This window comes from Kitasatospora sp. NPDC127060 (assembly GCF_042724935.1).
GTDB lineage: Bacteria > Actinomycetota > Actinomycetes > Streptomycetales > Streptomycetaceae > Kitasatospora.
Genome location: NZ_JBHXEG010000097.1, coordinates 1 through 14008, shown reverse-complemented (window position 1 = coordinate 14008; position 14008 = coordinate 1). Strand labels below are relative to the sequence as shown.

The window sequence follows — 14008 nt, the reverse complement described above, 5'->3', positions numbered from 1 at the left end:
GGTGCTCCAAGGGCGGGGAGGGGACTTAGGGTGCCCTCACTCGCCGGTACCGTAACGCAGATACTGAGCTAGGCTCAACATATTTCTCCGATCGCTTCCCCCAGTCGGCCGCCCGCCCGGAACCGGCCGATACGCTGGAGCCGACGCCAGCCGAGGAGACCGCCGATGACCACCACGCCGACCGACGATCCGGCGGACTCCTCCCCCGAGCCCCGGCCCGGCACCACCGCCGAACTCGCGGACGCGATGACCAGGGCGATCAAGCGGATCCGTCGGCAGACCAGCTGGCGGCTGGAGCCGTACGGCATCACCCCCGGCCAGGCCCGGGCCCTGCGCACGCTCGCCCACGTGCCCGGCTGCGGGACGCCGGACCGCGCGATGCGGCTGAGCGACCTCGCCGACCAGCTGCACATCGCCCCGCGCTCGGCCACCACGGTGGTCGACGCGCTGGAGGACGCCGGGCTGGTCGAGCGCCGCCCCGACCCGGCGGACCGGCGGGCCGTCCGGATCCTGCTGACCGAGGCCGGGCGCGCGGCGGTGGAGCGGATCGGGCAGGTCCGGGACGAGGTGGCGCAGGACTACTTCGGCGAGGTCAGCCCCGGGGACGAGGAGGTGCTGCTGCGAGTGCTGCGCGCGGCCGAGGCCCGTTTCCTCGCAGCCGGGCCGCCGGCGCGGACGGCGCCCCCGGGCGCAGCGCGGTGATCCCGATCCCGGCGATCACCAGCAGGGCCGCCGCGGCCGCCGTCGGGGTGACCCGCTCGCCGAGCAGCAGCCAGGCCGAGGACATCCCGAAGACCGGCACCAGCAGCGAGTAGGGCGCCACGGCGGTGGCGTCGTAGCCGCGCAGCAGGTAGCTCCAGGCGACGAAGCCGAACAGGGTGGAGAGCAGCCCGACGTAGCCGATCACGCCGAGCCCGCCCAGGGTCATCCCGCGCAGCGCGCGCAGGTCCGCGTCCGGGCCCTCGACCAGCAGGGACAGGGCCAGCAGCGGCAGCGGCGGGACGGCGCTGACCCAGACCATCCAGCGCAGGGCGTCCGGCGGGGCGGCCCTGCGGGTGAGCACGTTGGACAGGCCCCAGGCGACGGCCGCCAGCACCACCAGGACGAAGGCCTCGAACGGCCCGCCCAGGCCCTGGTCCACGGCACTCAGGGCGATGCCCGCGAATGCCAGCGCCAGACCGAGCAGCCGCCGCCGGCCCGGGCGCTCGTGCAGCAGGACGGCGGCGAACAGCGCGGTGAAGCCGGCCTGGCCCTGGAGCACCAGGGAGGAGAGGCCGGCCGGCATCCCGGCGTGCATGCCGAGGAACAGCAGCCCGAACTTGACCACCCCGAGGACCAGGCCGACCGCCAGGACCCAGCGCCAGGCGACCTTGGGCGGCCCGACGAAGAAGACCGCCGGCACGGCGACCACGGCGAACCGCAGGGCGCAGAAGAGCAGCGGCGGGAAGCTGTCCAGGCCGATGTGGATCAGGACGAAGTTGAGGCCCCAGACGGCGGCCACCAGGACGGCCAGGGCGATGTGGCGCGGGCGCATGGTCGAGCCGGCCGGAGCGGCGGGTGTGGCGGTCATGGGTCGAGCATGGCGGCGCGGAAACGTGTAGCACCAGCGATGATTGCTGAAGCGGACACTTTAGGGTTGCTACATGATGGATCTCGGGCGCCTGCGGGCGCTGCACGCGGTGGCGGTGCACGGCTCGGTCGGCGGGGCGGCGGCCGCGCTCGGGTTCACGCCCTCGGCGGTCTCCCAGCAGATCGCCAAGCTGGAACGGGAGACCCGCACGGTGCTGCTGGAGCGCCAGGGCCGGGGCGTGGTGCTGACCGACGCGGCGCGGGAGCTGGCCGCCACCGCGCGGACCGTCCTGGGGCTGGTGGAGCAGGCCGAGGTGCGGCTGGAGGAGCAGCGCGGCCGGGCGGTCGGACGGCTTCTGGTGGCCTCCTTCGCGACCGGGGCGCGCGGGCTGATGCCCGGTGTGCTGGCCGAACTGCGGCAGCGCTGCCCGGAGCTGGACGTACGGCTGCTGGAGAGCGACCCGTACCCGGCGGCGGAGCTGGTGGCGCGCGGCGAGGTGGACCTGGCGCTGGTGCAGGACTGGCCGACGGTGCCGCTGCCGGTGCAGGAGGGCGTCGCCCGGCTGGACCTCGGGACGGACCCGGTGGACCTGGTGCTGCCCGCCGGGGACGAACTGGCGGCGCTGGACGCGGTGCCGGTGGAGCGGCTGTGCGGGCAGCGCTGGATCAGCGTGCCGCCGGGCAACATCTGCCACGACTGGCTGGTCACCACCCTTCGCGAGGCCGGTGAGGAGCCCGACGTTCGGTACCAGGTCGGCGACTTCGAGACCCAGATCGCCCTGGTGGCGGCCGGACTGGGGATGGCCGTGGTGCCCCGGCTCGGCCGGGGCCCGCTCCCGGCCGGGGTGGCGGCCCGTCCGGTCGCCTCGCAGCCGAGCCGGCGGGTGTTCGCGCTCTGGCGCTCCCAGGCCTCCCGCCGGCCGGCGATCACCGAGGCGCTGGCGGCGATGCGGAACTGCTGGCGCTCGCTCCCCGGGCACCCGCCGGACATGGCCCAGGTCCCTGTCCGGCCGATCCGGGCCCGGCGAGCTCGACCGGACGGGGCCTAGCTGGCGAAGCCGATGACCAGCCACATGAAGCCGACCCCGGCCACCGTGCACAGCAGGGTGCTGCGCGAGGGGTGCGGGCTGTGCGCCTCGGGAAGGATGTCCGAGGTCGCCAGGTAGAGCAGGAAGCCGGAGAAGAAGCCCAGGTAGAGGCCGAGCAGGTGCTCCGGGATGGTGAAGGCCAGGGTGATCGCGGCACCGGAGACCGGGGCCAGCGCGTCGGCGGCGAGCAGGGTCAGCGCCCGGCGCCGGTTGTTCCCGTACAGCCGGGTGATCGTGTACGTGTTGAAGCCGTCGGCGAAGTCGTGGGCGACCACCGCGATGGCCACCACGGTGCCGACCGTGGTGCCGGCCTGGAAGGCGGCGCCGATCGCGAAGCCGTCCATCACGCTGTGCCCGACCAGGGCCAGCGCGGCGGTCATGCCGACGCCCTGGTGTCCGGAGCGGCGGGCGTGGCCGTGCTGGTGGCCGTGGGTGTGCGCGGCGTACTCGCCCTCGTGGCCGCGGTGGATGGCGACGGCGCGCTCGATCACGTGGATGGTGAGGAAGCCGCCGGCGAACATCAGCAGCGCCTGGGGCACGCCGTGCACCTCGCCGGGGGCCTGGTGGATGGCCTCGGGCAGCAGGTCGAAGGCGACCACGCCGAGCATCAGTCCGGCGGCGAAGCCCAGCACCAGGTGGCGACGGTCGCCGGTGCGCTGGGCGACGAAGCCGCCGATCAGCGTCATCAGGAACGCCCCGGCGGCGACCAGGACAGCGGTCATCGGGCCCCCTCCGCCGTCGGGTCGGACGGGCCTGCCGGTCCGGTCGGGCCCGCCGGGTCCGCCGGGTGGCCGGGGCCGACGTGTGGTCTGCCGAGCGCTCTGCCCATTCCTCTCCCCCTGGGGTCCGCCCGTGGCCGGGCCGACCGCCGACCGTACCGGACGTCCGTTCGACGGTGATCGCCCGGGGTACCGCTGACCGGGCCGTTCCTCGGCTGCGGTCCCGTCGGCCCGGTCCCCTCAGCCTTGGTCCGGACTTGGAGGGGTGCCCGCCGGGTGGGCCGCCGGGGTGAACTCCCGTCGGGGCGGATCGAGGCAGGCCGGGGCGGATCGGCGCGGGCCGGGTGAGGCGGCCCCGGGCGCGACCGGGCGCGGGCCGGGCGCGGGCCGGGCCGGTCAGTGACCGGCGGCGAGCGGCAGGCCGAGGTGGGTGCGGGCGAGTTCGCGGACGCCGTCACCGTCGATCAGGTGGATGTGCCGGTGGCTCTCCTCGGCGGTGAGGTCCAGGGCCTCGTCGGCGAAGCCGCCGGTGGTCAGCCGCAGGCCGCGCTCGGCGGACTCCTCGCGGACCGCCTCGGCCAGGGTCTCGATCTGCTCCGCGGTGACCGACGCGGTGTCCCGGGAGGCCCAGACCACCCAGCGGCCGGGCAGCGCGCTGCCCGGGGCACCCTCACCGGTGGCCACCAGCCCGGCCGGACCGCGCAGCCGCACGCTCCACTCGGCGAGCCCGCCCCGAGTGAGCAGGTCGCGCACCAGCTGGGCGAACTCGTTGGCGGACAGGTCGGGCGTGGCCGGGACGGCGGCGCCGGCCCGGGCGGCCGGCTGGACGACGGCCCGGGCGTACGGGTCCGGGGTGACGGCGGCCCCGAGCTGGCGCAGCCGGACCAGGGCCTCGTCCCGCTCGGCGTCGGCGTAGACGCCCTCGTCGTCGCGGTCCTCGTACGGGGTCTCCGGCGGCAGCAGCCGGGTGCGGGCCAGCGCGTCGCGGTCGGCGTCCACGCTGAGCAGGCAGAGCGGCTCGGCCGCGCCGGGCTCGCGCAGCCAGCCGTTGAGGACGACGCCGGCGAGTATCTCGTCGGTGTCCACGGCGTCGGCGGCCTGCAGGGAGCGCAGGGCGAGCCGGGCGACCAGCCGCAGGTAGTCGGTGGCCCGGTCCGCGGGCGGCCGCGGCACCGGGACGATGTCGCCGTCGGGGGCGAGCCGGTAGCCGGTGAGCGAGGGCACCAGGTCGAGCGGGGGCAGGTCGAGGTCCAGCACGACGGTGCGGGTGAGCGGGCGGAAGACCGCCCGACAGGGGGCCGGCAGGTCCTGGGTCGCGGTCTCGGCGGCGGCCAGTGCCCGTTCCAGCAGCGACTCCACGGCGGCCGGCTCGGCCAGCCGGTAGGCGCGCCGGCATTCCTCCAGGCTCTCGTTGTACTCGCGCACGGCGCGGGCCCGGGCCTCCTCGGCCGCCTCGTGGGCGCGCCGGGACTCCCCGGCGGCCGGGCTGCCGGCCTCGGCCCGGCGGGTGCGCCACTCGCGCAGGGTGCGCTGGTGGGTGAGCCGGGCCTGGGCGAGTTCGCGCTGGTAGCCGGAGTCCAGCAACCGGCGGGACGGGCCGCTCTCCGGGTCGGCGGCGGCCGGCTCGGCGGGGGCGAAGTCCTCCCAGCGTGGCTCGGCACCGTCGGCGGCGTCCGGGCCGTCGGCCGGGTAGGGGCGGGGCTCGTAGTGGCGCAGCTGGCTCTCGAAGTCCATCGCCGAGACGGGCAGCGCGGCCCGCCGCAGCAGGTCGGCCAGCCGGTCGTGCTCGGCCTGGACGGTGAGCGTGCGGTGGTGGGTGAGGGCGGCGGCCCTGGCATGGGCCGCGAGGGCCTCGTCGGGGCCGGGACCGGCGGGGCCCGGGTCGGCGGAGCCGGAGGCCGGCGATCCGGCGGGGGCGGCCGGGCCGTCCCCGGTCGCCCCCGGGCCGGGGCGCTCGGGGGCGGCCCCGCCCGATGCATCGTCCGACTCCGGGCCCTGGTCGGCGCCGAGGTCGCGGAAGACCGAGGCGAGGAAGCCCGGTTGGGGGAACTGGACGGTGGCGGTGCCGTCGGACTGGCCGTCTGCTGAGTACTGCATCGGTCGTCGTTCCCCCATGCTCGTCCGGCACCTGCCCGGGGCGACAGACCGGACCGCGGCCCCGCCCCTGCCGGACATTGTCCACCGAACGGGCGCAGCGGTCAGCCAAGCCCGTCAGTTGGTCCGGGTGTTGGTGAGGTGCAGGCCGATGTAGCCGACGTAGATCCGGCCACTGCCGGAGCAGTCGTCCAGGTAGTGCAACCGGGGTGCGGTGCGGCCGCCGCCGATCCGCAGGTGCGCGCCCATGAACGCGCGCCGGGAGGCGTCGACGCATTCCGGCACCGGCAGCATCCGTTCGCGCTTCCACTTGGTGTGGCTGAACACCGTCCGGGACTCCCCACGCACCGCCTTGCGCGGCGGGAAGCGGTGACAGCCGTCCGGGGTGTGCTCGCACCACTGCTTGAAGTCCCCGCCGGCCGCGCCGCGCACGGCCGCCTCCGCGTACTCCTGGAGGGCCGTCAGGCCGTCCCAGGCCAGCCGGGCCCAGCCGGCGCCGGCGCACTGGAGTCCGTCCAGGGCGAGCGCGTTCTTCTGGTCCCCGGTGAAGGTGAGCAGGGGGAACTCGCCGATCCTGGTGAGGAGTTCGGTGAAGGTCGCGGGCTTGCCGGGGCATCCGGAGGACTGGGCGGCGGGGCGGCCGGCCGCCGGGGTGCCGCCCGGTCCGCTGCAGTGACGGCCGGTCAGGGCGCTGCGGGTGCCGGTGCGGAGGCGGCCCTCGTGACCGTCTCTGGACTGGCCGCGGTCGCGGCGTTCGAGGCGGAGGGTGCGTCGGACCCGCTCCAGTTCGTCGGCCCTGGCCTGCTGTTCGGCGCGGTCCTGCTGCTCCTCGCGGGCGAGCGCGGCCAGTTCGGCGGCGGGGTCGGTCCGGCCGGTGGGGGCCGGGCCTGCGAGGGTCGGGCAGGTGGGGGTCGGCACGGTGCTCGCGGTGGTTTCCCCGCGGGTGTCCGTCTCCCCGACCCGGTCGGTGGCCGGGCGCAGTTGCGGGGGCGGGACGCGCAGCACCGGGACGGCGGCCAGCGGCGCCGGCAGCGGCTGGTCGGCGGCGAGGCGGCGCGGCTCGCGGGCGAGCAGCCCGGCGGCGCGGCGGAGGTCCTGTTCTATTCGGCCCCGGGCGAGCACCGGATGTCGGGCGCCGTCCTGCCGGGAGGCCGGGTCGACCTCGGGCAGGTAGGTGCGCACCGCGCCGCCGTACACGGCGTGGTACTCCAGCGCCACGTTGAACCCGGTGCGGGCGCCCGGGTCCAGCACGTACGCGGTGGCGAGGCCGGGGAGTTGGCGGCAGAGCGGGCGGACGACCTCCTCGACCCAGTGGTCGAGCGGGAGGTTCACCGGCACGCTGGCGACCACCGTGGGCAGCCGGCGCTCCGGGTCGCACAGCTCGTCGATCAGGGCGTCCACCTCGTCGGCCGTGATCACCCGGGGAGCGGGGTGGACGGCGGCCGGGCCGTCGGCGGCGTCGAGCAGCGGCAGCAGGGTGCGGGCGAGTTCGGGCACCGGCACCCGGCAGGGGGTGCGCACACCGCTGCCGGTGCGGTGGGTCTCGGCCTCCAGCCGGACCCAGGTGGGGCCGCCGGCCCCGGTGGCGACGGTGAGGGTCAGCTGTCGGGTGCCGTGCGGGGCCGGGGTGCGCAGGCGGCGGCGGTCGTAGCGGCCGGCGCCCGGGCCGCCGCGCAGCGGTCCGTGGTCCCGGTCCAACAGGACGCGCTCGCCCAGGCGCAGGCGCTCGGCGACGGGGGACGTCCCCGCGGTGGCACCGTGGGCGGACGGGGGCTCCTCGCAGCCCTCCTGCTTCAGCCAGGAAGCGAGTTGCTCGTCGGCCAGGGCGACGGCCTCGGCGTGCGGGAGGGCAGTGGTGACGGTCATCCGGTAGGGCGTCGCGGGGCCTCGGAGGCCGGGTAGGTCGGCACCGGCGAGCGACGGCGAGTGATCTGAGGTCATGCGCATACCTCCGTGGTGCGGGGTGGGGTCCGTTGTCCTCCATCGATGGTTTTCGTCCGGTTCCGCCGGATCCTTGCCCAGGAAACGCCACGGCCGGGAGCGGAAGTTCCAACTCCGGGCCACGACACTACGTTCGAGTGAATCTGTTCAAGCCGCCTTCCGCGTGGCGCGGCCGCTCGGCTACGGGGAGCGACCCAGGTTGCGCGGCATCCCGGGCTCGATCAGGCCCCACCGGAGGCCGGACCGGGCCGATCGCGATCCGGCCGGACGGGTGGCCGGAACCCGCCGCCCAGGCCGGGAGGGCGCAGCCTGCCGAGCAGGCGCGGCCCGCAGAGCACGCGGAGCCCACGGAGCCCACGGAGCCCACGGCTCAGACCGGTACCTCGACGTAGGTACGGCCGGCCGGCACGGCGACCGCGGTTCCGCCGGTCGCCTCGGCCAGCCAGGTGTGGAACCCGGCCACCTCCGGCTCCGGCACGCCCACCTCGATCCGCACCCCGGCCGCCTCGTAGGCGAGGTCGTTCACCGCGTACCCGGCGGCCCGCAGGTCGTTCTCCACCCGCCCGGCGCGCACGTGGTCCACCGTCACCGCGAGCAGCGCGACCGGCCGCCGCTCCAGCAGGCCGACCTCGTCGACCGCCTGCGACACGGCGTTCCCGTACGCCCGCACCAAACCGCCCGCGCCGAGCTTGATCCCGCCGAAGTACCTGGTCACCACCGCGACGGTGTCGGTGAGGCCGCGCCGGCGCAGCACCTCCAGCATCGGCACCCCGGCCGTGCCGCCGGGCTCGCCGTCGTCGCTGGAGCGCTCGCGGCGCTGGTCGTCGCCGACCACGAAGGCGGTGCAGTTGTGCCGGGCGTCCCAGTACTGCTTGCGGATGCCGGCGATGAACGCCTGTGCCTCGTCCTCGTCGGAGACCCGGGCGAGGTGGCAGATGAAGCGGGACTTCTTGATCTCGGTCTCGTGGCTGCCGGCCCGCCGGATAGTGAGGTACGGCCTGGCGGTCGGTTCCGGCGTGGCGGACATGACGCGGTGGTTCTCCCGGGAACGGCGACGGCTGGCGGTGCGCGCCCCGTGGTCGGGGGCGGCACCCGCCAGCCTAGTTGGCGCGCGGCCGGGGGCTCAGCGGCCGGCCAGGGCGTCCAGTTGGGCGCGGTCCAGACCGGTCAGCGCGGTGACCTCGGCCGGGTCGACGGCGCCGCAGTCCAGGCCGCGCAGCAGGTAGCCGCTGAGCGCCCGGGCGGTGGCGGGCTCGTCCATCACGTCGCCGCCCGCCTTGGCGACGTAGGCGGCCAGCCGGGCGGCGGCGGCCGCCAGGCCCTCCCGGTAGAAGGAGTACACAGCGACGTAGCGGGTCGGCAGGTGCGCCGGGTGCATGTCCCAGCCCTGGTAGTAGGCGCGGGCCAGCGAGCGGCGGACCAGGTCGTGGTGGAGCTTCCAGGCGGCGTGCACCTGTTCGCTGGAGCCGGTGGGGATCACATTGGTGGAGCCGTCGGAGAGACGGACGCCGGTGCCGGCCGCGGCCACCTGCATGACCGCCTTGGCGTGGTCGGCGACGGGGTGGTCCATGCTCTGGTAGGCCGCGCTGACGCCGCAGGAGGCGCTGTAGTCGAAGGTGCCGTAGTGCAGGCCGGTGGCGCGGCCCTCGGCGGCCTCGATCATCCGGGCGACGGTGGCCCGGCCGTCCGGGCCGAGGATCGCCTGGGTGGTCTCGATCTGGATCTCGAAGCCGATCCGGCCGGCGGGCAGCCCGGCCCGGTGCTCGAAGTCCTCCAACAGACGGACCAGCGCGGTGACCTGCTCGGCGTAGGTGACCTTGGGCAGGGTGAGGACCAGTCCCTCCGGCAGCCCGCCGTTCGCCAGCAGGGTGGCGAGGAACAGCTCCAGGGTGCGGATGCCGCGGGCGCGGACGGGCGCCTCCATGCACTTGATCCGGATGCCGAGGTACGGCGGTGCGGCGCCCTCGGCCACCGCGGCGGCCACCAGTTCGGCGGCCCGGACGGCGGCGGCGTCCTCCTCGGTGTCCGGGCGGGGGCCGTAGCCGTCCTCGAAGTCGATCCGCAGGTCCTCGACCGGCTCGCGCTCCAGCTTGGCGCGCACCCGGGCGTGCACGTCGGCGAGCAGTTCGCCGTCGGCCACGCCGAGGGCGCGGGCCAGCTCGGCGGGGGTGCCGGCGTGGGTGTCGAAGGCCTCCAGGGCCTGGCGGCCCCACTCCCGTACGGTGTCCGCGCGGAAGGCGTCGGCCGGGACGTAGACGGTGTGGACCGGCTGCCGGGTACCGGAGTCGCCCGGGTAGCGGCGCGCCAGGTCGGCGTCCACCGGGGCGAGCAGCGCCTCCACGGCGGTGCGGGCGGCGGCGGAGAAGGAGGCCCCGCCCGTCGGTCCGGTTCCGTCGACCTCGACCTGCGACATCCGCGCTCCTCCATGCCGAACCAGCACTTCAACAAATTGTTGAGGCGACGGTAGCTCCGGCGGGGACGGCCGTCAATGGCCGACCGAGCGGTGGACGCGGGGTGTCAGCGCGGGCTCAGTCCCTCCCGGCGGCTTGGAAGCGCGCGTTCAGCTCCGGGTAGAGGTCGGCGACCTCCTTGGGGTGGACCGAGCCCTCCGGCCCCTTGCCGGTGACGCCGTACTCCGTGGTCAGCCACTCGGCGAGGCGCTGGGCGTCGGGCTGGTGGCCGTGGTTGTCGATGTACGAGAGCAGGCCCTCGTACGCCACGTCGACGTCGAGGTGCGCGGGCACCGGAGCGGGTTCGGGCTGGCCGGCAGGGGTCGGTTGCCGGCCCTGGTCCGGCCGGTCCTGCGGCTGGGGGTGCTGAGGCTGGGGCGCGGAAGCAGGCTCCGGGGTCGACTCGTCGACGGCCGGGGCCGCAGCGGCGAACCAGGGTGAGGACTTGCCGGGTGCGCGGCCGCCCGGCGTGGCGGGTGCCGCGGAGTTGACGGGGGCGGCATCGGGCCGCTGACCGCCGGAACGGACCTGGCGCGCGACCCAGACGTCCAGTTCCTCACCGCGCTGCTGCGGGGCCTCCTCCGGCTCGGCTTCCGGCTCGTTCTCGGCGCGTCGGCGCACTGCGGCCAGCTTCGCCAGCACCGGCCCGGCCACCTCGACGGGCACCGGCGGGACCGTGGCGGAGGCGGGAGCCTGCGGCTGCGGCTGCGGCTGATCCGCGACCTGGGACGGCTCCGGATGAGGCGCGAGGGCCTGGGGCTGGGGCTGGGGCTGCATCGGCGTGCGTGTCTGCGTCTGCTGCGGCGGCAGGGCCCGCTGCGTGTGCGGCTGCTGCGGCTCCTGGACCGGAGCCGCTTCCACCTCGGCGACGGCCGCGGCCGCGTGGTTCTGCTGGGGCTGGGGCTGGGCCTCGAGTTGCTGGGACTGCTGCTCCGTCAGCGCTTCCTTCGCCTCGCGCTCGCGGGCCTCCTCGTCCAGCCGGTCCAGCAGCGACGGGTCCAGCGGGACACCGAACTTGGCGAGCTTGAGCGGCAGCAGCGCCTGGATCGGAGCCGAGCGGCGCCAGCCCCGGCCGTAGCGGAAGCGCAGCTGCGCCCGGTAGACCAGCCGGTTCTGCTCCAGCCGGATGACCTCCTCGTAGGAGCGGAGCTCCCAGAGCTTCATCCGCCGCCAGAGCCGGAAGGTCGGCACCGGGGAGAGCAGCCAGCGCATCACCCGGACCGACTCCATGTGACGGTCCGCCGTGATCGCCGCGATCCGACCGACCGCGTGCCGGGAGGCCTCGACCACCACGACGAACAGCACCGGGATGACGGCGTGCATCCCCATGCCGAGCGGGTCGCCCCAGGAAGCGGCAGCGTTGAAAGCGATGGTGGCGACGGTCAGCAGCCAGGCCGTCTGGCGCAGCATCGGGAACGGGATCCGCAGCCAGGTCAGCACCAGGTCGAGGGCGAGGAGCACCACGATGCCCGCGTCGACACCGATCGGGAAGGCGTAGGAGAAGGCACCGAAACCTTTCTCCATGGCCAGCTCGCGCACCGCGTTGTACGAGCCTGCGAAACCGATGCCCGAGATGATGCAGGCGCCGGCCGCGACCAGGCCGAGCAGGCCGCGATGGGCCTTGGTGAGCGTTGGGCGTGCCATTACGTCTATCAACCCCTGGATGTCGGCGCTGCCGTACGCGCCTCGGCTGCCGGTTCCCGCCAGTCGGGCCGCCGGACGGCTGAGCGGCCTCCGGGCTCGGCCCACCGGAGTTTACTCGTACGCGTGTTTCAGCGTTTCCGCAGCCTGGAGTGTCACCGTACCGGCCGTACCGGTACCTGCGCCCGGACCGGTCGGGCCGGTCGGGCCGTCAGTGGCTCTGCCCCGCCGTGCCGTTGAGGTAGGCCAGCACCGCCATCACCCGGCGGTTGGCGTCCTCGTCGGGGGCCAGCCCGAGCTTGCCGAAGATGTTGGCGATGTGCTTGGCCACGGCGCCGTCGCTCACCGCCAGGCGGGCGGCGATCGCCGAGTTGGAACAGCCCTCGGCCATCAGCTCCAGCACCTCACGCTCGCGCGGGGACAGTCCGAGCAGCGGACCGGGCCGGCGCGAGGTGGTCTGCATCAGCTTGGCGATCACGTCCGGGTCCATCGCCGTACCACCGGCCGCCACCCGGCGGACCGCGTCGATGAACTGCCCGGCGTTGAACACCCGGTCCTTCAGCAGATAGCCGACCCCGCCGGTGCCGTCCGCCAGCAACTCCCGCGCGTACAACTGCTGGACGTGCTGGGAGAGCACCAGCACCGGCAGGCCGCGGATCTCCCGGCGTGCCTGGAGGGCGGCCTGGAGACCCTCGTCGGTGAGCGTCGGGGGCAGTCGGACGTCCACCACCGCCACGTCCGGGCGGTGGGTCAACAGCGCCTCCAGCAGCTCGGGGCCGGTCTCCACGGCGGCCGCGATGGTGAAGCCGTGTGCTTCCAGCAGCCGGATCAGGCCTTCGCGAAGGAGGTAGAGGTCCTCGGCGAGGACAACTCGCACGGCAACTCCAGGGTGATGGTGGTGGGACCGCCCGACGTGCTGTCGATGGCGAGGACACCGTCGAAGGTACCCAATCGTCGTTCGATCCCGCGCAGGCCCGTGCCCCGCGAGGGATCCGCCACGCCCACGCCGTCGTCCGTCACCGTCACCCGGAGGATCCCGGCCCGGTACAGGATGTCCACCCACACCTGGTCGGCCCCCGAGTGCTTGGCCGCGTTGGCCAGCAGCTCGCTGATGCTGAAGTAGACCGCCGCCTCGACCGGGGCCGGCAGGCGGTCCGGCAGGCTCACGAACACCTCGGTCGGCAGCGCGCCGTCCAGCGCCAACGCCCGCACCGCGTCGCCGAGTCCGCGCTCGGCGAGCACCGGCGGGTGGATGCCGCGGACCAGGTCTCGCAGCTCCTGCAGCGCCCGCGCCGAGGACTGCCGTGCCTCGGACAGCAGCTCCCGCGCGGCCGCCTGGTCGGTCTCCATCAGGTGCTCGATGGTGCCCAGCGTCATCCCGATCGCGACCAGCCGCGCCTGGGCGCCGTCGTGCAGGTCACGCTCGATCCGCCGCAGCTCGGCCGCCTGGCTGCCCACCGCGTCCGCCCGGGTCTCGGTCAGCACGGCCACCCGCCTGGTCAGCTGGGCGTGCGTCGCCCGGCCGTCCTGATCCAGCACCCGGCGGGCGGCCTCCGCGTAACCGCGCACCGCGTACGGGGCGAGGAATATCCCGACCAGGACCATGCCAGCCCCGACCAGCAGGCTCAGCGTGACGCGTGTCATCCGCGCGCTGATCGGGCCGAACCCGACGGTCGGCACCGCTCCACCGAGCGCGAACGCCGCGCCCAGCACCAGCAACAGGCCCACCGCGCCGGCCAGGGCGGCGACGAGGACGGGGTTCACGATCAGCCAGAGGATCTCGGCCCGGGTGGTCCGGTCCCGCAGGCCCCAGTGGATCAGCTGCGCGTACTTCGCGACCGCCCGCGAGCGGTGGTACGAGTAGCCCGTCCACCAGTGCCCGCGGTCGTCCAGCTCCAGCTCAGGCATCGACTGGTAGACCGCCGGCAGCCGGATGTCGTACCAGCGCTCCAGGAACCGGCGGGTACGGTCCGCCGTCCGGCGGACGCACGCGGCCGCCACCGCGGAGCCCGCGACCCCGGCGGCCGCGAGGGCCACCAGGGAGACCGGGTAGTAGTACTGCAGGAACCGGGCCGTCACCACCCCCGCGATGACGGCCGCCCCCACCGGGAGCACGAAGCCCGGCACAGCCGCCAGCACCACCTGGGCCAGCCGGCCCAGGCCCTGGCCACCGGCCCGGAAGGCCTCCTGGGTCTGCGCACGCACGGACGTGCCGCTCGTACGGGTCTCTGTGGTCACGCAAGCTCCTGGTGCCGGTACCGATCGTCCTCCTCAGTGTTCACGAACGACCCGCCCGGGGCACTGGCCGTGGCACCCCAATTCCGGGGTAGACCTAGGACCACCTGACGGTGGTAGGAGCAACACCCGGCCCTTTCGGGACGATCCGACCGGTCCGGCTGATCTGGCTGGTCCGGAAATGCGAAAAGCCCCTGATCCAAAAGGATCAGGGGCTTTTCTGAAGAATTGTTCGGCGGCGTCCTACTCTCCCACAGGGTCCCCCCTGCAG

11 protein-coding genes are annotated in these 14008 nt (G+C 74.9%); 2 read left to right on the top strand and 9 right to left on the bottom strand.

Annotation, left to right across the window (positions count from 1 at the left end; genetic code table 11):
• Positions 1-165: 165 nt before the first annotated feature.
• Positions 166-702 (top strand): MarR family winged helix-turn-helix transcriptional regulator, encoded by a 537-nt coding sequence (locus tag ACFWIS_RS35325; protein WP_380461471.1) that lies wholly within the window; start codon positions 166-168, stop codon positions 700-702.
• On the opposite strand, the gene ACFWIS_RS35320 is transcribed toward ACFWIS_RS35325, so the two are convergent.
• Complete coding sequence (locus tag ACFWIS_RS35320; RefSeq protein ID WP_380461483.1) at positions 593-1534, bottom strand: EamA family transporter; 942 nt, start codon at positions 1532-1534, stop codon at positions 593-595. The two genes, ACFWIS_RS35325 and ACFWIS_RS35320, sit on opposite strands and share 110 nt — an antisense overlap.
• A 109-nt stretch (positions 1535-1643) precedes the next feature.
• Here ACFWIS_RS35320 and ACFWIS_RS35315 point away from each other — a divergent pair, with 109 nt between their 5' ends.
• A complete protein-coding gene (locus ACFWIS_RS35315) occupies positions 1644-2618 on the top strand; it encodes a LysR family transcriptional regulator (protein ID WP_380461470.1) in 975 nt (324 codons plus the stop codon).
• Here the strand turns inward: ACFWIS_RS35315 and ACFWIS_RS35310 are convergent.
• From ACFWIS_RS35310 to ACFWIS_RS35275, 8 genes are all read right to left on the bottom strand, one after another.
• The gene (locus ACFWIS_RS35310) at positions 2615-3379 is read right to left on the bottom strand and encodes a ZIP family metal transporter (protein WP_380461469.1); all 765 of its coding nucleotides are present in this window, start codon (positions 3377-3379) and stop codon (positions 2615-2617) included. The two genes, ACFWIS_RS35315 and ACFWIS_RS35310, sit on opposite strands and share 4 nt — an antisense overlap.
• A 393-nt stretch (positions 3380-3772) precedes the next feature.
• Positions 3773-5473, bottom strand: coding sequence for a restriction endonuclease (locus ACFWIS_RS35305; protein WP_380461468.1), 1701 nt, complete (start codon positions 5471-5473; stop codon positions 3773-3775).
• Positions 5474-5587: 114 nt separating this feature from the next.
• Positions 5588-7411, bottom strand: coding sequence for a hypothetical protein (locus tag ACFWIS_RS35300; protein ID WP_380461467.1), 1824 nt, complete (start codon positions 7409-7411; stop codon positions 5588-5590).
• A gap of 370 nt (positions 7412-7781) precedes the next feature.
• On the bottom strand, positions 7782-8438 hold the full coding sequence (locus tag ACFWIS_RS35295; protein WP_380461466.1) for a YigZ family protein: 657 nt from the start codon (positions 8436-8438) through the stop codon (positions 7782-7784).
• 96 nt (positions 8439-8534) lie between these two features.
• Entirely contained in the window at positions 8535-9824 is a 1290-nt protein-coding gene (locus ACFWIS_RS35290) for a DUF6986 family protein (protein ID WP_380461465.1), read from the bottom strand.
• Positions 9825-9939: 115 nt separating this feature from the next.
• Complete coding sequence (locus tag ACFWIS_RS35285) at positions 9940-11505, bottom strand: DUF2637 domain-containing protein (RefSeq protein WP_380461464.1); 1566 nt, start codon at positions 11503-11505, stop codon at positions 9940-9942.
• Between the two features lie 208 nt (positions 11506-11713).
• The gene (locus ACFWIS_RS35280; protein ID WP_380461463.1) at positions 11714-12379 is read right to left on the bottom strand and encodes a LuxR C-terminal-related transcriptional regulator; all 666 of its coding nucleotides are present in this window, start codon (positions 12377-12379) and stop codon (positions 11714-11716) included.
• A complete protein-coding gene (locus ACFWIS_RS35275; protein ID WP_380461462.1) occupies positions 12331-13740 on the bottom strand; it encodes a sensor histidine kinase in 1410 nt (469 codons plus the stop codon). Before ACFWIS_RS35275 ends, ACFWIS_RS35280 begins: the two co-directional genes overlap by 49 nt.
• Positions 13741-14008 lie beyond the last annotated feature (268 nt).